The sequence below is a fragment of the Antarctobacter albus genome (assembly GCF_900101505.1).
Taxonomy (GTDB): Bacteria; Pseudomonadota; Alphaproteobacteria; order Rhodobacterales; family Rhodobacteraceae; genus Antarctobacter; species Antarctobacter albus.
Genome location: NZ_FMZI01000006.1, coordinates 21,935 through 43,352, shown reverse-complemented (window position 1 = coordinate 43,352; position 21,418 = coordinate 21,935). Strand labels below are relative to the sequence as shown.

The 21,418-nt window shown below is 66.3% G+C and carries 23 protein-coding genes; 12 read left to right on the top strand and 11 right to left on the bottom strand.

Annotation, left to right across the window (positions count from 1 at the left end; all coding sequences use genetic code 11):
* Positions 1–96 precede the first annotated feature (96 nt).
* Genes pgeF through lgt form a run of 3 tightly spaced genes read right to left on the bottom strand, consistent with a single transcriptional unit; the run spans position 97 to position 2,830 of the window.
* A complete protein-coding gene (gene pgeF / locus BLQ71_RS11710) occupies positions 97–852 on the bottom strand; it encodes a peptidoglycan editing factor PgeF (protein ID WP_074621852.1) in 756 nt (251 codons plus the stop codon).
* Positions 849–1,922, bottom strand: a complete 1,074-nt coding sequence (locus BLQ71_RS11705; protein ID WP_074621851.1) for a class I SAM-dependent methyltransferase — start codon at positions 1,920–1,922, stop codon at positions 849–851. Before BLQ71_RS11705 ends, pgeF begins: the two co-directional genes overlap by 4 nt.
* A complete protein-coding gene (gene lgt, locus BLQ71_RS11700; protein WP_074621850.1) occupies positions 1,919–2,830 on the bottom strand; it encodes a prolipoprotein diacylglyceryl transferase in 912 nt (303 codons plus the stop codon). Before lgt ends, BLQ71_RS11705 begins: the two co-directional genes overlap by 4 nt.
* A gap of 95 nt (positions 2,831–2,925) precedes the next feature.
* Here lgt and BLQ71_RS11695 point away from each other — a divergent pair, with 95 nt between their 5' ends.
* The 3 genes from BLQ71_RS11695 (at position 2,926) to xylA (ending at position 6,092) form a co-directional block, all read left to right on the top strand.
* Positions 2,926–3,165, top strand: coding sequence for an accessory factor UbiK family protein (locus BLQ71_RS11695; protein ID WP_043140914.1), 240 nt, complete (start codon positions 2,926–2,928; stop codon positions 3,163–3,165).
* A gap of 171 nt (positions 3,166–3,336) precedes the next feature.
* On the top strand, positions 3,337–4,788 hold the full coding sequence (xylB, locus tag BLQ71_RS11690; RefSeq protein WP_074621849.1) for a xylulokinase: 1,452 nt from the start codon (positions 3,337–3,339) through the stop codon (positions 4,786–4,788).
* Positions 4,785–6,092 carry a xylose isomerase gene (gene xylA, locus BLQ71_RS11685; protein WP_074621848.1) on the top strand — a complete coding sequence of 436 codons (1,308 nt, stop codon included), beginning with the start codon at positions 4,785–4,787 and terminating at the stop codon, positions 6,090–6,092. Before xylB ends, xylA begins: the two co-directional genes overlap by 4 nt.
* Positions 6,093–6,103: 11 nt before the next feature.
* Here xylA and BLQ71_RS11680 read toward each other — a convergent pair whose 3' ends face one another.
* Both BLQ71_RS11680 and BLQ71_RS11675 read right to left on the bottom strand, forming a co-directional pair.
* On the bottom strand, positions 6,104–6,928 hold the full coding sequence (locus BLQ71_RS11680) for a transglutaminase-like domain-containing protein (RefSeq protein WP_043140919.1): 825 nt from the start codon (positions 6,926–6,928) through the stop codon (positions 6,104–6,106).
* A gap of 150 nt (positions 6,929–7,078) precedes the next feature.
* Positions 7,079–7,789 carry a CDP-alcohol phosphatidyltransferase family protein gene (locus BLQ71_RS11675; RefSeq protein ID WP_074621847.1) on the bottom strand — a complete coding sequence of 237 codons (711 nt, stop codon included), beginning with the start codon at positions 7,787–7,789 and terminating at the stop codon, positions 7,079–7,081.
* Between the two features lie 129 nt (positions 7,790–7,918).
* On the opposite strand from BLQ71_RS11675, the gene BLQ71_RS11670 reads away from it, so the two are divergent.
* From BLQ71_RS11670 to BLQ71_RS11630, 9 genes are all read left to right on the top strand, one after another.
* Positions 7,919–9,292: a trypsin-like peptidase domain-containing protein gene (locus tag BLQ71_RS11670; protein WP_074621846.1), complete on the top strand. Its 1,374-nt coding sequence runs from the start codon at positions 7,919–7,921 to the stop codon at positions 9,290–9,292.
* A gap of 4 nt (positions 9,293–9,296) precedes the next feature.
* Entirely contained in the window at positions 9,297–10,616 is a 1,320-nt protein-coding gene (locus BLQ71_RS11665; protein ID WP_074621845.1) for a replication-associated recombination protein A, read from the top strand.
* 119 nt (positions 10,617–10,735) lie between these two features.
* The gene (locus BLQ71_RS11660) at positions 10,736–11,218 is read left to right on the top strand and encodes a peptidase associated/transthyretin-like domain-containing protein (RefSeq protein WP_074621844.1); all 483 of its coding nucleotides are present in this window, start codon (positions 10,736–10,738) and stop codon (positions 11,216–11,218) included.
* Positions 11,219–11,242: 24 nt separating this feature from the next.
* On the top strand, positions 11,243–11,872 hold the full coding sequence (locus BLQ71_RS11655; RefSeq protein WP_074621843.1) for a ferric reductase-like transmembrane domain-containing protein: 630 nt from the start codon (positions 11,243–11,245) through the stop codon (positions 11,870–11,872).
* Between the two features lie 32 nt (positions 11,873–11,904).
* Entirely contained in the window at positions 11,905–12,279 is a 375-nt protein-coding gene (gene crcB / locus BLQ71_RS11650) for a fluoride efflux transporter CrcB (RefSeq protein WP_043140932.1), read from the top strand.
* Positions 12,276–13,319 carry an RluA family pseudouridine synthase gene (locus BLQ71_RS11645; RefSeq protein ID WP_074621842.1) on the top strand — a complete coding sequence of 348 codons (1,044 nt, stop codon included), beginning with the start codon at positions 12,276–12,278 and terminating at the stop codon, positions 13,317–13,319. The genes crcB and BLQ71_RS11645 overlap by 4 nt, the downstream gene beginning before the upstream one ends.
* Positions 13,316–13,990: an HAD-IA family hydrolase gene (locus BLQ71_RS11640; protein ID WP_074621841.1), complete on the top strand. Its 675-nt coding sequence runs from the start codon at positions 13,316–13,318 to the stop codon at positions 13,988–13,990. The genes BLQ71_RS11645 and BLQ71_RS11640 overlap by 4 nt, the downstream gene beginning before the upstream one ends.
* Positions 13,987–14,697 (top strand): ATP12 family chaperone protein, encoded by a 711-nt coding sequence (locus BLQ71_RS11635; protein ID WP_074621840.1) that lies wholly within the window; start codon positions 13,987–13,989, stop codon positions 14,695–14,697. Before BLQ71_RS11640 ends, BLQ71_RS11635 begins: the two co-directional genes overlap by 4 nt.
* 176 nt (positions 14,698–14,873) lie before the next feature.
* Positions 14,874–15,887, top strand: coding sequence for an amino acid ABC transporter substrate-binding protein (locus BLQ71_RS11630; protein WP_074621839.1), 1,014 nt, complete (start codon positions 14,874–14,876; stop codon positions 15,885–15,887).
* Positions 15,888–15,938: 51 nt separating this feature from the next.
* On the opposite strand, the gene BLQ71_RS11625 is transcribed toward BLQ71_RS11630, so the two are convergent.
* The 6 genes from BLQ71_RS11625 to yidC all read right to left on the bottom strand — a co-directional run bounded on the left by BLQ71_RS11625 (position 15,939) and on the right by yidC (position 21,280).
* Positions 15,939–16,427, bottom strand: coding sequence for a SixA phosphatase family protein (locus BLQ71_RS11625; RefSeq protein ID WP_074621838.1), 489 nt, complete (start codon positions 16,425–16,427; stop codon positions 15,939–15,941).
* Positions 16,424–17,095 carry a ferredoxin gene (locus tag BLQ71_RS11620; RefSeq protein WP_069209507.1) on the bottom strand — a complete coding sequence of 224 codons (672 nt, stop codon included), beginning with the start codon at positions 17,093–17,095 and terminating at the stop codon, positions 16,424–16,426. The genes BLQ71_RS11625 and BLQ71_RS11620 overlap by 4 nt, the downstream gene beginning before the upstream one ends.
* Positions 17,092–17,979: an acetylglutamate kinase gene (gene argB / locus BLQ71_RS11615; protein ID WP_043140951.1), complete on the bottom strand. Its 888-nt coding sequence runs from the start codon at positions 17,977–17,979 to the stop codon at positions 17,092–17,094. The genes BLQ71_RS11620 and argB overlap by 4 nt, the downstream gene beginning before the upstream one ends.
* A gap of 75 nt (positions 17,980–18,054) precedes the next feature.
* A complete protein-coding gene (gene yihA, locus BLQ71_RS11610; RefSeq protein ID WP_043140952.1) occupies positions 18,055–18,708 on the bottom strand; it encodes a ribosome biogenesis GTP-binding protein YihA/YsxC in 654 nt (217 codons plus the stop codon).
* Positions 18,708–19,451, bottom strand: a complete 744-nt coding sequence (locus BLQ71_RS11605) for an MOSC domain-containing protein (protein WP_074621837.1) — start codon at positions 19,449–19,451, stop codon at positions 18,708–18,710. The genes yihA and BLQ71_RS11605 overlap by 1 nt, the downstream gene beginning before the upstream one ends.
* Positions 19,448–21,280: a membrane protein insertase YidC gene (yidC, locus tag BLQ71_RS11600; RefSeq protein ID WP_043140955.1), complete on the bottom strand. Its 1,833-nt coding sequence runs from the start codon at positions 21,278–21,280 to the stop codon at positions 19,448–19,450. Before yidC ends, BLQ71_RS11605 begins: the two co-directional genes overlap by 4 nt.
* Positions 21,281–21,418: the final 138 nt, after the last annotated feature.

Sequence of the window (21,418 nt, the reverse complement as noted above, 5' to 3'; positions counted from 1 at the left end):
CGTGCCTGTCCGTAGAATTTGCAGCGAATTGCGGCATCATTGGGACAATGGCGGGCCAATAGGTGGATTGTTTCCGGCAGAGGCCGGGCATAGCGTCTAGAGACGGATGGCAGAGATCAGGCGGCCATAGTCCGCCTCGCCGGCATGGGTGGCGCGGCGGTAGGAATAGAACCGATCCGGGTCGGAATAGGTGCAATGACGTGTCCATTCCGCCTCGACCCCGGCCTCGCGCAGGCGGTGCAGCCCGTAGGCGGGCAGGTCGAACATCATGCGGTCGCCCGTGCCGCCGGCAAAGAACCGGCTGTTGCGCCCGTCCTCGATGACGAAATCCTCGAAGAACTCGGGCCCGACCTCGTAGGCGCGCTGACTGATCGAGGGGCCGATCACGGCGCGAATCCCCTCGCGCGTGGCGCCGAGGGCCAGCATCGCCTCGACCGTGGCCTCCAGCACGCCGTCCCGCGCGCCGCGCCAGCCCGCGTGGGCCGCGCCGATCACACCTGCGCCGTGGTCGGCGAACAGCACCGGCTGGCAATCGGCGGTCAGCACCCCCAGCGCCACGCCGGGCATCGCGGTGACAAGCGCGTCTGCCTTCCTGTCCGAGGCATCCTGGGGCTGTACCACGGTGACGACATCCGGCGAATGCACCTGGTGCACGGTCAGCAGGCGGTCGGGCGCGGTTTCCATCGCGTTGGCCACGCGCGACCGGTTGATTGCCACGATTTCCGCCTGGTCCGAGGAGCCCGCGCCGCAGTTCAGCCCCGAGAAGATACCCGAGGAGGCGCCGCCCCGGCGCGTGAAAAAACCGTGGCGCAGGGGGGAGAGGCTCAGCGAAGTGATGATCTCGAGCGTCATGGCGTGGCGCGCAGCTCCAGTCCGGGCGGGGGCGGGGAGCCCTGTGGCAGCAGGGCGATGGTCTTGAACAGTGATCCCATTTCCGCCGGATGCGTCAACCGGCGATGTGCGGCAATGTGGCTGTCCAGCGCCTCGCCGCTGAGTCGCTGTGCCAGCGCCTGGGCCCGCGCGGTGATCCCCAGGCGTTCCAGGAAAACTCCCTGCGGGGTCAGCAACGTATGGGTGGCGGGGGCGGCGGCAGTGGCCAGGGCCTCGAAATCGACATGGGTGGTGAGATCGGCCTCTCCGGGGGTGGCGAGCGGGTCGGCGGCCTTGTGCCCCTGAAGGGCCTGCAAGGTGTCGCCAAGTGAGCGCCAGTCGCCATAGTCGACGATCAGCGCAAGCCCGCCATGTCGGGCGATTCGGGCGCCAAGGGTGGCGGCGACCGCCTGCGCCGGGGCACAGGTCTCGACGATGTCGCCGTCGCGCGTGTCCTGCAGCCTGTGGGCCAGGCCGGGCTGCGGGGCCGGCGCGGCAAGGCCAAGCGCAAGCGTGCCCGCATCGTCCAGCCCGACAACCCGTTCCTGCCAGGCCTCACCCGCGCGCTGGAACTGGCGCACCGGCAGCGCGTCAAAGAACTCGTTGGCGACAAGGAACATCGGCCCCTCGGGCAGATCCTCGACGCTGTCATGCCATGTTGCCTGCGGCAGGCGGCCGGCCTGTTCGGTGCGCAGCTTGGGCGAGGTTTCGACAAGATGCAGCCGGGCGGCGGCGTGAAAGCCGGGCACGCGGGCGGTGGCGCGCAGGATGTCGGCCATCAGGGTGCCGCGACCGGGGCCAAGCTCTGCCAGGACAAAGGACGCGGGCGCCCCCTGGTCCATCCAGCTTTGCGCCAGGCACAGGCCCACCAGCTCACCGAACATCTGGCTGATTTCAGGCGCGGTGGTAAAGTCGCCCGCCGCACCCAGAGGGTCACGCGTGCTGTAATAGCCGTGCTGCGGATGCATCAGGCAGGCGGCCATGAAGTCGGCCAGCGTCATCGGCCCGTTGGCCATGACCTGCCGGACCAGGATATCGCGCAGTGCGGTCAAGAGGCCGCGTCAGCCCTGGCCCCGCGCGCGCGGTTCAGGGCGAACCAGATTGTCAGCGCCCCTCCCAGGATCATCGGCAGGGTCAGCAGTTGCCCCATCGTCAGGCCGTAGCCGTTCACCTGCAGGGCAAGACCCAGTGGATTGCCCTCGGACTGGAACTGCGCGTCGGGCTGGCGAAAGAACTCGACAATGAATCGCCCGATGCCATAGCCCATGAAGAAGGTGCCCGCGACCGCGCCGGGCCGTTTCAGCCACCCGCGCGAGACCATCCAGATCAGTACGATCAGCAGCACCAGTCCTTCGAGCGTTGCCTCGTACAGCTGCGAGGGGTGACGCGCACAGAGTTCGCCAAGGGGCTGGCCGCAGTCCTGTGCCAGTTGGCCGGGAAAGATCACCGCCCAGGGCACGTCCGAGGGGCGGCCCCAGAGCTCGGCGTTGATGAAATTCGCCAGCCGGCCCAGTAGCAGCCCCGGCGGTGTCGCCAGCGCCAGCAGGTCCGAGGCCGAGGCCAGTGGCACCTTGTTGCGCGCGCAGAAGATCCAGACCGCCAGCACCACGCCGATCAGCCCGCCGTGAAAGGCCATGCCGCCCTGCCAGATCATCAGGATTTCCGCCGGATGCGTCAGGTAGTAGCCGGGCATGTAGAACAGGACAAAGCCCAGCCGCCCACCCAGGATGATGCCCAGGATCACCCAGGTCAGCAGGTCCTCGATCTGGCGCGGGGTCATGGGCGGCGTGTCATTGGCCCACAGGTGCGCACGCTTGACCGCCCAGAGGGCCAGCCGCCAGCCGATCAGGATGCCCGCGATATAGGCGAGCGCGTACCAGCGCAGCGCGAATTCGAACCCGAAAAGCGCGATGGAAAAGACCTCTGACGAGAGATCGGGAAAGGGAATGGCGGCCTGCATGCGTCCTGTTGCCTCTTGTCGCGCGGCGAAGTCAACCTTGAGGGTTCCGCCTTGTGCGACCATATAGGCAGGGAATGCAACGGCGGAGTGACCCAATGCAGACGCGTAACAAGGTTTTCGAGGATATCAGCCAGCTGATGACCAACGCTATGGGCGTGGCCCAGGGCGCGCGGGAAGAGGCGGAAACCGCCATGAAGTCGATGATCGACCGCTGGCTTGCGGATCGTGATTTCGTCACCCGCGAGGAATTCGACGCGGTCCGCGCGATGGCGCAGAAGGCGCGCGAGGAAAACGAAGCGCTGAAGGCGCGTATCGAAGCGCTGGAAAAGGGCTGAAGCCCTGACGGCATCGGGCCGGATTTCGCGGAAATGAGATGAAACCTCTCATTTCCGTCCTGGCCCGGCGCAAGACTCTCATTCCTGCAAACTTGCGCGGTTTCTGACCGCAGGGGTTTGACAGTCCGCCCCTCCTTGGCTTTCGTTAGCGCCAACACGAGGAGGCGGGACATGTATCTGGGTTTGGATATGGGAACCTCGGGGCTGCGGGCCCTGTTGGTGGATGGCAACGGTGCGCCGGTGGGCAGCGCCGTGCGGGCCTATGCGCCGAAACATCCGCATCCCGGCTGGTCCGAACAGGATCCGGCGGATTGGGTGGCGGCGGTGGACGGCGCGCTGGGCGAACTGGCCTCCGCACATCCCCAAGCCATGTCCGCTGTGCGGGGCATGGGCGTGTCGGGTCACATGCATGGTGCCACGCTGCTGGATGCCGACGGTGCGGTGCTGCGCCCCTGCATCCTGTGGAACGACACCCGCAGCGCGGCCGAGGCGGCAGAGCTGGACGGAGCGGCGGCGGTACGCGACCTTTCGGGCAATATCGTCTTTCCGGGGTTCACCGCGCCGAAACTGCTCTGGGTGGCGCGCAACGAACCCGATGTTTTTGCCCGCACCGCGACGGTGCTGCTGCCCGCCGCCTACATGAACTTTCACCTGACAGGCGAACGCTTTGCCGACATGTCGGACAGCGCCGGCACCGCCTGGCTGGACGTGGGCGCGCGCGACTGGTCCGCGCGCCTGCTGGAGGTGTCGGGGATGCGCCCCGACCAGATGCCGCGCCTCGTTGAGGGCTGTGAGACGGGGGGCGCCCTGCGCCCCGACCTCGCGGACCGTTGGGGCATGTCTGCGGGTGTGATCGTGGTCGGCGGGGCGGGCGACAACGCGGCCTCGGCCTGTGGCGTCGGCGCGATGCGCGAGGGAACGGGTTTTGTCTCGCTGGGCACATCGGGTGTCGTGCTGACCGGGCGCGACGGCTATGCGCCGCTGCCGGAAAGCGCGGTCCACACCTTTTGCCACGCGGTGCCGGGGCAGTGGTACCAGATGGGGGTGATCCTGGCGGCAACGGACAGCCTGAACTGGTTGTCGCGGGTGACGGGGGCCTCCCCGGCGGAGCTTGCGACCGAGCTGGGCGACACTTTTGACGGGCCGGGTGCGCTGCGCTTCATGCCCTACCTTTCGGGTGAGCGGACGCCGCACAACGACAGCCGCATCCGGGCGGGGTTCCTGAACATCGACGTGGGCAGCAGCCGCCGCGACATGACGCGCGCGGTGATGGAGGGCGTTGCCTTTGCCCTGTGTGATTGCGCCGAGGCGCTCAAGGCCTCCGGCGCACGGCTGGACAGCCTTCTGGCCATCGGCGGCGGGGCGCAGTCGCGCTATTGGGTGCAACTGATCGCGACGGTCCTGGATGTGCCGCTGGCCTTGCCCGACAAGGGCGATTTCGGCGCGGCGCTGGGTGCGGCCCGGCTGGCGATGGTGGGGGCCGGGGCGGGCACGGTCGACGAGATCATGACGCCCCCGCCCGTGCGCGAGACCATTGCGCCGAATGCGGCGCTGACCGGCGCCTACCGCGACGCCTATGCCGCGTGGCGCGAGATTTATCCGGCAGTGAGGGGGCTGACATGAGCACGGGATTTTTCGACGGGATCGACACCATCCGGTACGAGGGGCCGCAAAGCACCAGCGAACTGGCCTATCGCCACTACGACCCCGATGAGATGGTCATGGGCAAGCGCATGGAGGATCACCTGCGTTTTGCCGTCGCCTGGTGGCACAGCTTTGCCTGGGAGGGGGGCGATCCGTTCGGCGGTCAGACCTTTGTCCGGCCCTGGCATCCGCAGGACGACATGGGGCGCGCGAAGATGAAGGCCGACGTGGCCTTCGAGATGTTCGGCATCCTGGGCCAGCCCTTTTATTGCTGGCATGACGCGGACATCCGGCCGGAAATGGGCAATTACGCCGACAACCTCGCCGGGCTGGAAGAGATCACCGACTACATGGGCGAAAAGCAGGAGGCCACGGGGACCCGGCTGCTCTGGGGGACGGCCAACTTGTTCTCGCACCGGCGGTTCATGTCGGGGGCGGCGACCAACCCGGACCCGGAGGTCTTTGCCTTTGCTGCCGCGACGGTGAAGGGCTGCATCGACGCGACGCATAAACTCGGCGGGCAGAACTACGTTCTGTGGGGTGGGCGCGAGGGGTATGAAACCCTGCTGAACACCGACCTGGGCCGCGAGGCCGACAACATGGCGCGCTTCCTGTCGATGGTGGTGGATTACAAGCACAAGATCGGGTTCCAGGGCACGATCCTTGTCGAACCCAAGCCGCAGGAACCGTCGAAGCATCAGTATGATTACGACGTGGCCACCTGCATCGGCTTCCTGCGCAAGTACGGGCTGCAGGATGACATCAAGCTGAACATCGAGCAGGGACATGCGATCCTGGCCGGGCATTCGTTCGAGCATGAGCTGGCGCTGGCGGCCACCGAGGGGATGCTGGGGTCGATCGACATGAACCGCAACGACTACCAATCGGGCTGGGACACCGACCAGTTTCCCAACAACGTGCCCGAGGTGGCGCTGGCCTACTACCAGGTGCTGAAGATGGGCGGGTTCACCACTGGGGGGACCAATTTCGACGCCAAGCTGCGGCGGCAGTCGCTGGACCCGGTGGACCTGGTGGCCGCCCATGTGGGGGGCATGGACATCTGCGCGCGCGGGCTGAAGGCGGCGGCGGCGATGCTGGAGGACGGCGGGTTGGAGCAGGCCCTGGCCGAGCGGTACGCCGGTTGGGACACGCCCGGGGCGCAGGCCATGTTGCAAAGCGACCTGGGGGCGATCCAGCGCAGGGTGCTGGAGGAGGGGATCAATCCCGAGCCAGGGTCCGGCCGGCAGGAACGGCTGGAAAACTGGGTCAACCGGTTCGTCTAAGGGGAGGCCGCTCAGGCTGGCCCGGGGGCGTCGTCGATCTGGTGAATCCAGACCTCGAACCCGGTCAGGTCGTGGCGGCCGAAACTGTGGATCAGCGGCACGTCCGCCGCGTCACGTCCGCGCGCGATCAGCACCCGGCCAAAGCGGGTGTCGTTGTTGCGCGGATCGAAGACCCACCATTGCCCGCCCAGGTAGACCTCCATCCAGGCGGCGAAATCCATCGGGCGGATCGGCGCGGACTGGCCGATGTCGCTGACATAGCCGGTGCAATAACGCGTGGGGATGTTCAGCGCGCGGCACAGCGCCACCGCCAGATGGGTGAAGTCGCGGCAGACGCCGACGCCCTCGTTCAGCGCCTCGGCGGCGGTGCGGGTGGGACGCGAGTGCTCATAGCCGAAGCGGATGTGGGTATGCACGAAGTCGCAGACCGCCTGCACCCGGGACCAGCCAAGGGGCGTGTCGCCGAACCGGTCCCAGGCAAATTCCGACAGAACGTCGCTTTCGCAGTAGCGACTGGGCAGCAGGAACCCCAGCGCCTCGACCGGCAGTTGTTCGACGGCATGTTGCTGCGCCTCATGCCCCACGGGGTCGGAAAACCCGGCATCGAACAGCGTGCCGTCCGTCGTCATGGTCATCCGGCCTTCGGGCGCGACCAGCCGGTTGCACCAGTTGCCGAACCCGTCGCGATAGGCCTCGACCGGGACGCCGGGATCGGTCAGCAGCAGGTCGGGCCGTTCCAGATCGCTGGCGCGGGAATAATGCACGTTCAGCAAGCAGATCAGCGGTGTGGGCGCGGCAAGCTCGATAGAAATCCGGCAGCCCAGGTTGATACGCATGGTCCCTCGTCCGGTTGCGGCCCGGGCCTGTGGCGCCCGGCCAGTTCCTTTACCCAAACATCATTGGGCGCCGGGCGAAAGCCATAGCCTCTGGTTGGGGTGCTCAAATAACGGGCTGTGCCGAATAAACCGGCAGGGCTATGCCGACGGTCAGGCCGCCTTGCGGGCCGGGATCACCTGTTGCGCGATGCCCGCGAACAACAGGTAGACAGAGGTCACCACCAGCCCCCAGTGCGCCCAGCTTTGCGGGTGGAAATCCACCCAGGCGGCCCAGCCGGCAAAGACCGTCCAGGCGAGGGCGATGGGCAGCGACAGCATCCGCCAGCGCGCGGTGCGCACCGGGTGAATGAATTTCAACGGCAGGAACATGGCCAGCGCCAGCGCGGCGACAAGTGCCAGGATCACCCAGAAATCGGGCTTGATGGCGAAAAGGACCAGCACCAGCATGTTCCAGCAGCCGGGAAAGCCCTGAAAGGAATTATCCTCTGTCTTCATGCGGTTGTCGGCGAAATACATGGCGCTGGAAAAGGTGATCAGGATGATCGCCACCCAGCCCGTCCAGCCCGGCAACAGCCCCGACTGGAACAGAGCGAAGGCCGGAATGAAGACATAGGTCAGGTAGTCGATGATCAGGTCCAGCAGGACGCCGTCGAACCGGGGGGCAAAGGTCTTGACGTCGTATTTCCGCGCCAGAGGTCCGTCCACGCCGTCGACGGCAAAGGCCACCACCAGCCAGAGGAACATGAGCGACCAATTTTCCTGCACCGCCGCCAGCATCGCCAGCATGGCAAAGACCGCCCCGGTGGCGGTCAGAAGGTGAACGCAGAGCGCACTGGTCTCGGGCTTCAATCGTGACGTCATGAAACCGTCATGGAGCAAATGTGCACGGGTTGCAATTGCCCAAGCGTTTGGTGCCGGGCGCGGGCGCCGCTTGCATCGGACCGGGGTGGGGGACATATGCTAGGGGTCCGAGATAGCCGGAGGATTTTCATGCTCAGAGCTTTTGTTTGTCTAATTATGCTGGCGGTCCCGGCGGCGGCGCAGGACGTGCGCGTGCCGCAGAGCCCGGGTGAGATCAGCCTCAGTTTTGCGCCCCTCGTGAAAGAGGCGGCCCCGGCTGTGGTCAACATCTATGCCCGCCGCGTCGTCGAACAGCGCAGCCCCTTTGCCGGCGACCCGGTCTTTGGCGATTTCTTTCGCCAGTTCGAACAGCGGCCACGGGTGCAGAATTCGCTGGGGTCCGGCGTGATCCTGTCCGCCGATGGCATCGCGGTGACGAATTATCATGTCGTGGGCCAGGCGACGGACATCCGCGTGGTGCTGAACGACCGGCGCGAATACGACGCGGAAATCCTGCTGGCGGACGAGGAATCCGACCTGGCCATCATGCGTTTGGCCGGCGCCGAGGACATGCCGCACCTGGATCTGCGTGACAGTGACACGGTCGAGGTGGGCGAGCTCGTGCTGGCTATCGGTAATCCCTTCGGCATCGGGCAGACCGTTTCGTCCGGCATCGTGTCCGGGCTGGCGCGGTCGGGGACCGCGACGGGCAATGCGCGTGGGTATTTCATCCAGACCGATGCGCCGATCAACCCGGGCAATTCCGGCGGGGCGCTGATCGACGTGCAGGGTGAGCTGATCGGCGTGAACACCTCGATCCTGACGCGGTCGGGCGGGTCGAACGGTATCGGCTTTGCCATCCCCGCGGGGCTGGTGGCGCAATTCGTCAAACAGGCACAGGAAGGCCATCGCCGGTTCCAGCGGCCCTGGGCGGGGATGGTTGGACAGCCGGTGACGGCGGAACTGTCGGACAGCCTTGGCCTTGACCTGCCCGGGGGTGTGGTCATCGCCGAGATGCACGAAGACAGCCCCTTTGCCGCCGCGGGCCTTCAGGTGGGCGACGTGGTGTCCGAGGTCGACCGCGCGCCGGTGAACACACCCGCCGAGATGCTGTTCCGCATGTCGATGCGCGGGATCGGCCGGTCGGCCGAGGTGATCTATGTCCGCAGGGGCGAGGAAAAGATCGCCACCGTTCCGATGATCGCCCCGCCCGACAGCCCGCCGCGCGAGATGGTCGATCTTGGCGAACGCACCGTCCTGCCGGGGTTGCAGGTGGCGCGGGCCAATCCGGCGGTGGTTTCGGAACTGGGACTGCCGGTGGACTCCGAGGGGATCGTCGTGCTGGATCCCGGCCCCTTCGGCGCCCAGATCGGCCTGCAGACCGGGGACCGGCTGCTGGGCGTGAACGGCCGCCGGATCGAGGCGCCGCGCGACGTGGATCGCCTGTTGCGCCGTCCCGGCCCGCTGGTCCAGATCGAGGTGCTGCGCGGCAACCGCCGGCTCCTGTTGCGCTTCCGGGCCTGACCGGATGGCCGATCTCTTTGATACCGGGGCCGCAGAACCCGCCGTGGCCGACAGCGCACCGCGCCCGCTGGCCGACCGGCTGCGGCCCCGGCGGCTGGACGAGGTGATCGGCCAGCGCCAGGTGCTGGGACCGGACGCGCCGCTGGGCGTGATGCTGGAGGCGGGCACGCTGGGGTCGATCGTCTTCTGGGGGCCGCCGGGGGTGGGCAAGACCACCATCGCGCGGCTGCTGGCGGATGCCACCGACCTGCATTTTGTCCAGATCAGCGCGATCTTTTCCGGCGTGCCGGAGCTGCGCAAGGTTTTCGAGGCCGCGAAACAGCGCCGCCGCGCCGGGCAGGGCACCCTGCTTTTCGTCGACGAGATCCATCGTTTCAACAAGGCACAACAGGACAGCTTCCTCCCCCACATGGAGGACGGGACGATCCTGCTGGTGGGCGCCACCACGGAAAACCCGTCCTTTGAACTGAACGCCGCTTTGCTCAGCCGGGCGCAGGTGCTGGTGCTGGAACGCCTGGGCGAAGAAGATCTCGAGGCCCTGGTCAAGCGGGCCGAGGGCGAACTTGGCCGGGACCTGCCGCTGGACGCATCGGCCCGTGCCGCGCTGCTGGACATGGCCGATGGCGACGGGCGCGCGCTGTTGAACCTGGTCGAACAGGTGACCTCCTGGCGGCTGGCAAAACCGCTGGACACGGATGGGTTGAAGACGCGGCTGATGAAGCGCGCCGCCGTCTACGACAAGTCCGGGGATGGCCATTACAACCTGATCTCGGCGCTGCATAAATCGGTGCGTGGGTCCGATCCCGATGCCGCGCTCTACTGGTACGCGCGGATGCTGGAGGCGGGCGAAGACCCGCGATACCTCGCGCGCCGCATCACTCGCATGGCGGTCGAGGACATCGGCCTGGCCGATCCGCAGGCGCAGGCGGTCTGCCTGCAAAGCTGGGAAACCTACGAACGGCTGGGCAGCCCTGAGGGGGAACTCGCCATTGCGCAGGCGCTGGTCTACCTAGCGCTGGCGCCGAAATCGAACGCGGCCTATGTCGCGTACAAGGCCGCGCGGGCATCGGCGAAAAAGACCGGCAGCCTGATGCCGCCCAAGCATATCCTGAACGCGCCCACCGGGTTGATGAAGGACCAGGGCTATGGCGCGGGCTATGCCTATGACCACGATGCCGAGGACGGGTTTTCCGGGCAGGATTATTTCCCCGACAAGATGGACCGCGCCAGTTTCTACGAGCCGGTGGAACGCGGCTTCGAACGCGACCTGCGCAAGCGGGTGGATTATTTCGCGCGTCTGCGGTCGCAGCGAAAGGGCGGCTAGGGCGCGGCGTTCACGGCATTGTGGTGGGCGGACGGGTGAAACGCGGGGCCGAACGGCCTAGGCTTTCCCTCACGACTTTCCCGAACCGCCGTGCCGACGGCCAAGGAGGAGACGCCGCCATGACCGTTCCGTTCTACAACCGCCGCGCCTTTCTGATTTCCGCAGGGCTGGCCGGGGCCGCTCTGGTCCATGCGCCGGGGCAGGCGCTGGCCGCCGGACTGGCGCCGACCCGGTCGATGCGGGGCGGCAGCAACAACTATCGGCCCGGCGCACCCTTGGTCGACAATCTGGGCCGCGGGTTCTTTGTCCGGGGCAAGGTGCTGCGCGCAGGCGACGGCGCGCCGCTGGACAACCTTCGAATCCAGATCTGGGCCGCCACCGTGCTGGGCGGAGAGCGCGAGCCGCGCAATCATGGCAGCGTGCTGACCCGGGCCGATGGTTCTTTCGAGCTGGAGATGGAACAGATCGTCCCGAACTTCGGCCAGCCGCACGCGCATCTGGCCTATGACGACGGCCGCTTCAAGACCGTCTTCCTGCGACCCGTGATGCCAAGTGCCAAAGACACCGCCGTGTCGGCGGATTTCGTTCTGCAACCCGCCTGAGGCGTGTCGGGCAGCCACAAACCCATGCGCGGGCTGCTGATCTGGGGCGCCGTGCTGGCGCTGATGGCGGTGCCGGTGGCCTATGCCGCTGCCAGCCCGCTGCTATCCTATCGCGGCGGCGCCTATATCGTTGGGGGCTTTGCCGGCATTTTCTGCCTGGCGCTGATGGTTTTGCAGCCGCTGCTGGCAGCGGGCTACCTGCCCGGCGCCGGCGGCCCGCGCGGGCGGCTCTGGCACCGTTGGCTGGGGGGGATGTTGACCGCCGGCGTGGTGCTGCATGTGGCGGGTCTGTACGTGACCAGCCCGCCGGACACGCTTGACGCGCTTCTTTTGGTCTCGCCGACGCCGTTTTCCGTCTATGGCGTTGCGGCCATGTGGGCCGTCCTGCTGACCGCGCTGCTGGCCGGGTTGCGGCGGCGGATCGGGCTGCGGCCCCGCCTCTGGCAGCAGGTGCACGCTGTGCTGGCGCTGGTGATCGCCGTCTCGACGGTGGTTCATGCGGTCCAGATCCAGGGCGCGATGGAACCGGTGACGAAATGGGGGCTTTGCCTGACGGTGCTGGCGGCGACCGGGGCGGCCCTGCTGGACCTGCGGGTGCTCAAGCCGCTGCGGCGTTGGCGGGACCGTCGCGACACCCGGCCCGGCCGCGCTTGACATCCGCGCCCCTCGCCGCCATGTCCGCGCCCATGACGCCCCTTCTGCAAGTTGCGCTGGGCGGCGCCCTTGGCGCCTCGGCCCGATACATGACAGGCATCGCCGCGGCGCGCCTGTTGGGCAAGGGATTCCCCTGGGGCACTCTGACCGTGAACATCGTCGGATCCTTCCTGATGGGCGTTCTGGTGGTGGCCCTGCTGCACCTCAGCGCGAACCGCTATGCGCCCTTGCTGATGACCGGTGTGCTGGGCGGATTCACCACCTTCTCGGCCTTTTCGCTGGATGCGATTACCCTGTATGAACGGGGACAGGGCGGGTTGGCGGCGGTCTATGTCGCGGGGTCCGTGATCCTGTCGCTGGCGGCGCTCCTTGCCGGTCTCACCCTTGCACGGAGTGCTGTTACATGAGCCGAGTTCAAACCGTGACCGTGGGCCCGGGCGATGGCGACCAGCGGCTTGACCGCTGGCTCAAGCGGCATTTCCCGCAACTGGCGCAGGGCCGTATCGAAAAGATGTGCCGCAAGGGTGAGCTGCGCGTCGACGGCGCGCGCGTCAAGGCCTCAACCCGGCTGGAGGTCGGACAGCAGGTCCGCATCCCGCCCTTGCCCGAACCCGGCCAGGTGGAAAGCGCGCCGAAACCCGCCGTTTCGGACCAGGATGCGCAGATGATCCGCGATTGCGTGATCTACAAGGACGATCACCTGATCGCGATCAACAAGCCCCCCGGGCTGGCGACACAGGGCGGCAGCAAGCAGACCCGCCATGTGGACGGGTTGGCCGAGGCGCTCAAGTTTGACTACGACGAGAAACCCCGCCTGGTGCACCGGCTGGACAAGGACACCTCGGGCGTCCTTGTGCTGGCGCGCACGCGCGAGGCGGCCAAGGCGCTGACCGCCGCGATCCGGCACAAGCTGACGCGCAAGATATACTGGGCGCTGGTGGCCGGTGTGCCTACGCCTTACCTGGGCGAGATCCGGTATGGCCTGGTCAAAGCACCGGGCCACGGCCACCACGGCGAGGGTGAAAAGATGCTGTGCGTCCACCCGCGCGACATGGCGCATACAGAAGGTGCAAAACGTGCACACACATTGTATGCAACGCTTTACCGCGTCGCGGGCCGCGCCTCCTGGGTGGCGCTGGAGCCGATCACCGGCCGCACCCACCAGCTGCGCGCGCACATGGCAGAGATCGGACATCCGATCATCGGGGATGGCAAATACGGCGGTTCGGGGCAGGAAAACCTTGGCGATGGCTGGGGCGCACAACTGGGTGGGATGATCTCGCGCAAGTTGCACCTGCACGCACGCTCGATGCGGTTCGAACATCCCTTCACCGGCAAGCCACTGACCCTGACCGCGCCCTTGCCCGATCACATGGCGCAAAGCTGGGACACGCTGGGCTGGACCGAGGATATCGCCGCCGACGATCCTTTCGAGGAACTGCAATGAGCCTGAGCCTCGTGATCTTCGACGTCGACGGGACGCTTGTCGACAGCCAGGGCGATATCCTGGGTGCCATGAGCATCGCCTTTGCCAGCGAGGGGATCGAACGCCCGACGCGCGAGGCGATCCTGGCGATCGTCGGCCTGTCACTGCCGCAGGCCTTTTCGCATCTCGCGCCCGAGCTTGGCCCGGTGCAGCGCACGCGCCTGGTCGAGGCTTACAAGGACGCCTATGCCGAGTTGCGGATGAAGGGCGGGCCAGAGGCCTCGCCGCTCTATCCCGGCATCCCGGCTTTGCTGGATCGGTTGTCGGCGCGGGACGACGTGCTGTTGGGGATCGCCACGGGCAAGTCGCGGCGCGGGCTGACCGCGCTTCTGGAAAGCCACGGGCTGACACAGCGCTTCGTCACCCGGCAATGTGCCGATGACAACCCGTCCAAGCCGCATCCCGCGATGCTGTTCAACGCCCTGGATGAAGCGGGGGTGGACCCCGAGCGGGCGATGATGATCGGCGACACGAGCTATGACATGGAAATGGCGCAGGCTGCGGGTATGCCGCGCATCGGCGTGACATGGGGGTATCACCCGCCCGAGGCGCTGACCGGGGCGGAACATGTCGTGGATGATGCCGCCGGGCTGGAACGCGCCATAGACACCGTCCTGGAGGGCATGACATGAGCGAATGGGCGCTCAAACGTTTCTGGCAGAACGCCGAGGTGACACCGGTCGAGGGCGGCTTTGCCGTCACGCTGGACGGGCGCGGGGTCAAGACCCCGGCCAAGACCGCGCTTGTGGTGCCGACAGAGGCCCTGGCGCGTGAGATCGCGGGCGAATGGGCCGCACAGGAGGACAAGGTCGATCCGAACGCGATGCCCTTTACCCGCATGGCCAACTCCGCCCTGGACAAGGTGACGCCGCAGCATGCGGCCGTGGCCGACATGCTGGCCGCTTATGGTGACAGCGATCTGCTGTGCTATCGTGCCGATGATCCGGAAGGGCTGGCAGAGCGTCAGCGCCAGGGCTGGGACCCCTTGCTGGACTGGGCCGAGGCGACCTATGGTGCCAGGCTCGTGCCCGTGGCGGGGGTCATCCACCAGCCGCAGGACGCGCAGGCGCTGGACCGGCTGAGCGCAGAGGTGCACGGGCAATCGCCGTTCCACCTGGCCGCTTTCCATGACCTCGTGTCGATGTCCGGTTCGCTGGTGCTGGCGTTGGCGGTGATCCGGGGCGCATGTGCACCCGAAGAGGCCTGGGCGCTGTCGCGGATCGACGAGACCTGGCAGGAAGAGCAATGGGGTGTCGATGAAGAAGCCGCCGAAATTGCCCAAAGAAAACGCGGCGAGTTCCTGCATGCGAGTGTTTTCCATTCGCTCGCAGATGGTTAGACAGGATCGGGACGGGCGGAACCTTGCCTTTCCGGGTGGCATCCTTGCTTGACCTTTGGGCGGGAATCCGCCCAAATTGGCCCAGCGTCGAGGGGGGCTCGGATCAAGGACCCCTCCGTTTTTTTGTCCGGCGGTGGCCGGTCTGTGACAAGCGAGATCCGGGGTTAGAGAACGGCATGCTGAGGTTATTTCTATGCGCGACGGCCTTATTGGCCTGTGCCGTCGGCGGCGCCTCGGCCGGCACGCTGAAGGACGTTAAGGACAGGGAAGTCCTGAACTGCGGGGTCAACTCCGGCCTGATCGGCTTTGCCTCGCGGGATTCGCGCGACGAATGGGCGGGGTTCGACGTGGACCTGTGCCGTGCCATCGCGGCGGCGGTGCTAGGCGATCCTTCGGCGGTGGAATTCGTGGAAACCACGAACCGCACGCGCTTTACCCTGCTTCTTGGCGGGGACCTGGACGTGCTGGCACGCAATACGACCTGGAGCTTTGCCACCGACGTTGGCGTGAAGGTCGATTTCGCCGGGATCAACTACTATGACGGGCAGCGCTTCATGGTGCCCAAGACGCTGGGGGTCTCTTCTCCGACGGAGCTGAACGGCAAGCGCGTCTGCGTCCAGCCGGATACCAAGACGGCGATGAATCTGGACGAGTATTTCGCCCGCAACAACATCACCTACGAGCCGGTCGCTGTCGAAAGCACGGCGCAGGCGCAGACCTTCTACCTGGAAGGCGAATGCGAGGTCTTCACCGGCGACGCCTCGGAACTGGCGGCGATCCGCGCCGCCTTCAAGGCGCCGGGTGATCACCTTTTGCTGGACGACGTGATTTCGAAGGAACCGCTGGGTCCGGTGGTGCGCCACGGGGACGACGAATGGGCGGATGTCGTGCGCTGGGTCCTGAACGCGCTGATCTCGGCAGAGGAACTGGGCGTGACCTCGGTCAACATCGACGAGATGCGCGAGAGCACGGACAACCCGGAAATCGCGCGCCTGCTGGGCACCAGCGGGCTGATGGGCGAGATGCTGGGCCTGGATGCGGATTGGGCCGTGCGGGCGATCAAGGCCGGCGGCAACTATGGCGAGATCTTTGCCCGCAACATCGGTGAGACGACGCCTATCGGCCTGTCGCGCGGGTTGAACCTGCAGTGGACCGATGGCGGGTTGCTATATAGCCCGCCGTTCCGCTGAATTCGCTCGCCTTTCGGGGATTTATGCAGAGAAGAAACAGGGGCGCGCGCGTCAGTCGGTGAGATCGCGCGGCACGATGAAGGCCACGGCGGTCCCGGTGCCGGGTTGCAGGAGGCGCCAGTCGTCGATGTCGAAACGGGCCACCAGCGTGGCGCAGGTCGGATAGGCGGCAAAGCGCGGGTGATCCGGGGGCGATTCCAGCAGGTCTTCGGCGAGGGCCGCGATGCCCGGGTTATGGCCCAGCATCATCACGCTGTTGCCCGCTGCGGTTTTCAGGATCTCCAGCATGGTTTCCGGGGCCGCGTGATAAAGCGCCGGTTCGAAGCGAACGGGGGCTTTGGCCCCCAGCAGGGCCAGCGTCTCGCGCGTGCGCGTTGCCGTCGAGCACAGGATGTCGTCCGGAAGAAATCCCTTTTCGCGTAACCAATCGCCGATCGCAGGCGCGGCACGGCGGCCCCGGCTGTTCAGTGGCCGATCATGATCGGGTAGGCCATGGCTCCAATCGGATTTGGCGTGGCGGATCAGGATGAGCTGTTTCAAGGCGCATCTGCCCCAAGGAAAGCCCGCATGTGAAAGGCGGATTGCGCTGCCCTGCGCGAGAAACCGTCAGAGACGGGGCAGGCGCGGCGGACCAGGCAGCCCTCGGTCCGGCAGGTCATGCCCTCGGGTGTCAGCATATGGGCCTTGCAGCGCGCCACGTCATAGGTTTGACCGGGCCCAAGTGCCCCCACCGGACAGGCGGTTTCGCAGGGGCGCGGACAGGTGCCGCAGGGCTGCGTGCCGGTGGGTGTCAGCGGCAGGCGCACCGGAAGGGCAATGGCGCCACGGTAGCTGATGAAGAGCCCGGCGGCATCATGCACCAGCATCCCGACCGGCGACGACCATGCGCGGCCCGTTCCCAGCGCCCAGGACAGGAACGGCGCATAGGGTGGTCCGTCCGACGGAAAGATCGCCGTTCCGCCCCAGTCCTCGGCCACCGCGGACAGCACCCGTTTCGACCAGCGGTCGAGCGGATCGGGCGCACCGTCCAGGTATTCGGGGGCAGCGGTGAAGAGAGGCCAGAAATGCGGCTCGTCCGGGCCGAGCAGCAACAGGGTGCCGGTGCCCTCGGGCGCGCCGTCTTCGCTGTCCGGGTGCAGGGCGCCGCGCAGCCGAAGCCCGGCACGGGCGGCGGCGATGTCGGCGTCCTGCAGGTCCCTCGGGGTCATTTTGGCAGGGGCGGCCGGTTGTCGGAGCGGATCATTGACCCCGACCCATGTTCGGTGAACAGCTCCAGCAAGCAGGCATTGGACACGCGCCCGTCGATGATGACCACAGCGCGCACGCCCTCTTCGATGGCCTTGAGCGCGGTTTCCGTCTTGGGGATCATGCCGCCCGCGATCACGCCCTCGGCGGTCAGCTTGCGCACGTCGTCCGGCGACAGTTCGGTCACGACCTCGCCGTCCGGTCCCTTGACGCCCTGCACATCGGTCAAGAGCAGCAGGCGGTCGGCCTTGAGCGCGCCGGCAATGGCGCCGGCGGCGGTGTCGCCGTTGACGTTGTAGGTTTCCGTCACCTCTGTCCCGGTGGCGACCGGGGCCACGACCGGGATGATCCCGGCGGTAAAGAGATCCCGCAGGACCTGGACGTTCATCTCGATCGGGCGACCGACAAATCCCAGTTCGGGATCGTCCGGTTCGCAGACCATCAGGTCGTCGTCCTTGCCCGACAGGCCGACCGCGCGGCCCCCCTCATCCATGATAGCCTGAACGATGCGCTTGTTCACGAGGCCGGTCAGAACCATCTCGACCACCTCGACGGTGGCTTGGTCGGTAACGCGCTTGCCGCGGACGAACTTGCTTTCGATGTTCAGCCGCTTGAGCATGTCGTTGATCATCGGCCCGCCGCCATGCACCACGACAGGGTTCACGCCCACCTGGCGCATCAGAACGATGTCGCGGGCAAAGGCGGCCATTTCCGCGTCGTCGCCCATCGCGTTGCCGCCGAATTTCACCACGACAATGGCGCCGGTGTAGCGCTGCATGAAGGGCAGGGCCTCGGAGAGGGTCCGGGCGGTGGCGATCCAGTCTCTGTTCATGTTCTGTCGTCTCATCTCGGGTCTTCCAGGCAGGGGGCTATACCCAGAATGCCCCGCGCGGGGCGGGATTTCCAGAGGGCAGGACCGCGATCAGCTGAGCCCGGCAATGATCGCGCGCAGGGTGGCGATGCCATCCCCCTTTTCGCTGCTGGTCAGGACGATTTCCGGGTAGGCGGCGGGGTGCTTCGACAACCCCTGGCGCACTTGCGCCAGGATACGGTCCTTATCCTTGTCCTTGACCTTGTCGGCCTTGGTCAAAACCGCCTGGAAGGTCACGGCGGAGCGGTCCAGCAGGGTCATGATCTCGTCGTCGACGGGTTTGATCCCGTGGCGGAAATCGATCAGCACGAAAGCACGGCGCAGGCTGACCCGGCCCGAAAGATAGGATTTCAGCAGGGCCTGCCAGCGCGCGACCACGTCCACGGGCGCGTTGGCAAATCCGTAACCGGGCAGGTCGACCAGGTAGTGATCGGCGCCCAGGGTGAAATAGTTGATTTCCTGGGTCCGTCCGGGCGTGTTCGACGCGCGTGCCAGCCCCTTGCGGCCGGTCAGCGCATTGATCAGGCTGGACTTGCCGACGTTGGACCGGCCGGCAAAGCAGACCTCGGCCCGGTCATCGGGCGGCAGGCCGTCCATGCCGACGACGCCCTTGAGGAAATCGACCTCGTGACCGACGAAAAGCTTGCGCGCCGCCTCGCGGGCGGCGTCGTCCGGTTCCTCGGCGACGGGAAAGGCAAGTTGCATCACAGAACCTCCACGCGGTCGCCAAGCGCGATCCGTCCGCTGCGCACGACCTCGGCCCGGACCGAGAAATCGCGGTGATCCCAGTGATCCAGCGTGCCCAGCACGTCATGATCACGCTTTCCGGTGTCGGGATTGTTGTGGGTGGCAAGGCAGCGGTCCGTGCGTTCGCGCGGGATCAGAACCGCCTCGCCGATCTGTACCTCGCGGTCGATCCAGTCGAACTCTTCCCAGGGGGCGCCGCCATCGAACCAGAGATTGCCGCGCCAGCGGTGGATCGACAGGGCATGGCCAAGCCGCTGTTCCACGGCCCGGTGCGAGGACAGGTTGCACAGTGTGATCGAGGGGAAATCGCTGTCGGTAAAGCCGCGGGTCCTGCCGCGCACCACCCGGGCGGATTGCGCGCGGTTTTCCGGGATGAACCCGCCGGCCCAGGCGATCAGCTTGTCGCCTTCGTCGTCGGGCCGCAGGGTCAGGTCGTCCCGGTCCGGGTGTGAGAGCGTGACCGTGGCCGATGCCTCGTCCAGCCGGGCAGAGATGGCCCCCAGCGCGGGGGCCTTGCTGCCGATCGAGAAGTTCCGGCAGGAGACCCATTCCGAACCATCGGCACCGGACCGGTCATGTGCGACAGCCCAAAGGCGATCCCAGGGCAGGCACTGCCCGGCGCTCAGCGTGACCGCGTCCAGCTCTTCCCGGCCGTGGCTCTTGATCGGAAAGCGCCAGATCGCGGTCAGGGAACGGGTCATTTGCTGTCCTGCTCCTTGTCCTTCTTCTTTTTCACGCTGGACTTGATGTTGCCCATGATGTCGGGCGTGTACCCGTGGCTGCGCATGATCATGTACTGCTGCATGAAGGTGATCACGTTGTTGGTGATCCAGTAGACCACCAGGCCGCTGGCGAAACCGCCCAGCATGAACATGAAGACCCAGGGCATCCAGGCAAAGATCATCTGCTGCGTCGGATCGGCGGGCGCCGGGTTCAGCTTTTGCTGCAGCCACATCGAGATACCCAGAAGCAGCGGCAGGATGCCGATGAAGACCAGGGCCAGGATCGACTGCGGATCGGGCGCGCCCCAGGGCAGCAGGCCGAACAGGTTGTAGAGCGAGGTCGGATCAGGCGCCGAGAGATCGTTGAACGGGCCAAAGAAGTTGGCGTGCCGCAGTTCCAGCGTGACGAAGATCACCTTGTAAAGAGAGAAGAAGATCGGGATCTGCAGAAGGATCGGCAGGCAGCCGGCGGCCGGGTTGACCTTTTCCTTCTTGTAGAGCGCCATCATCTCTTTCTGGAGCTTCTCGCGGTCGTCGCCCGCGCGCTCCTTGAGCTTTTCCATCTCAGGCTGGAGTTCCTTCATCTTGGCCATCGAGGCATAGGATTTATAGGCCAGCGGGAACAGCAGCGCCTTGAGCAGCAAGGTCAGAGCGATGATGGCGAGGCCCATGTTGCCGATATGCAGGTTCAGCCAGTGCAGGACGGCGAACATGTATTTGGTGATGAAGAAGAACCAGCCCCAGTCGATCGAGTCGAGGAAGCGGTCGATGCCGGCCTTTTGGTATTCCCGGATGGTTTCCCATTCCTTGGCACCGGCAAAGAGCTTGCTGCTGACCTCCCGGCTGGCGCCGGGCGCCAGTTCGACGGTCGGCAGCACCGCCTCTGTCTGGTAGATGTCGCGGCGGGCGTCGTATTTGACCACCGACTTGAACGGCGTCCCCGCGTCGGGGATCAGCGTCGCCATCCAGTAGTGATCCGTGAACCCGACCCAGCCGGTTTCCTGCACACGCTCGACCGTGGCCTGCGTGCCCTCGGCGGGCAGCATGTCCAGATCGGGGATGTTCTTGTACTTGGTCTGCTCCAGGATGCCGTCGGACATCTGCAGCGCGCCTTCGAACAGCACGAAGAAGTTCTTGAGGTCGTCCGGTTCGCCGTGCCGCGCGAGCACGCCGTAGGGGGCCAGGGACACGGTCTGGTCGCCGGTGTTCTCGACCGCCTGCGTGACCGAGAACATGAAATCCTCGTCGACAGAGATGGTCCGGCGGAAAATCAACCCGGCGGGGCTTTCCCAGCGCAGGGTCACAGGGCTGTCGGGGGTCAGGGTCTCGCCGCTTTCGATGGTCCAGGAGGTATTGGCCCCGGGGACATCCGACAGCGCCAATCCGTTGCCAGGCGCCCAGCCGTAGAGCGCGTAGTAGGGGTTGGAGCTGCCGACCGGGTCAAGCATCTGCACGATGGGCGATTCCACCGACAGTTCGACGTGATAGTCCTTGAGCCGCAGGTCGTCGATGCGGCCGCCAGTGAGCGAGATCGACCCTTCCAGGCGGGCGCTGTCCAGCGGCAGGCGAGGGGCCTCCGTCGTGTCGGCATTGGCCGCGGGGGCCTCTGCCGGTGTTCCGCCGCCCAAGGGATCAGCGGCACGCGGCGCGGTTGCCACGCCGTCGGGCGCGGGGGCGTCGGTTTCGGTGGCCACCGGAGCATTCGGATCCTCAGTCGGCTCCGGAGGGGGAAACAGCAGGAACCATACAAGGATCACGACCATGCTGAGCGCGGTCGCGAGAAGCAGGTTCTTGTTCTGATCGTCCATGAGGCCGGCCACCTATCCGTTGAAAGTCATCGCTGGGTTCAAACGTCCCGCAGTGCAAAGGTCAAGCGGAATCCAGCCGGACGGGGCGGTGTGGCACATGGATGCCGAACCCGAGCAAGGGGATGGCAGGTGTTCGGA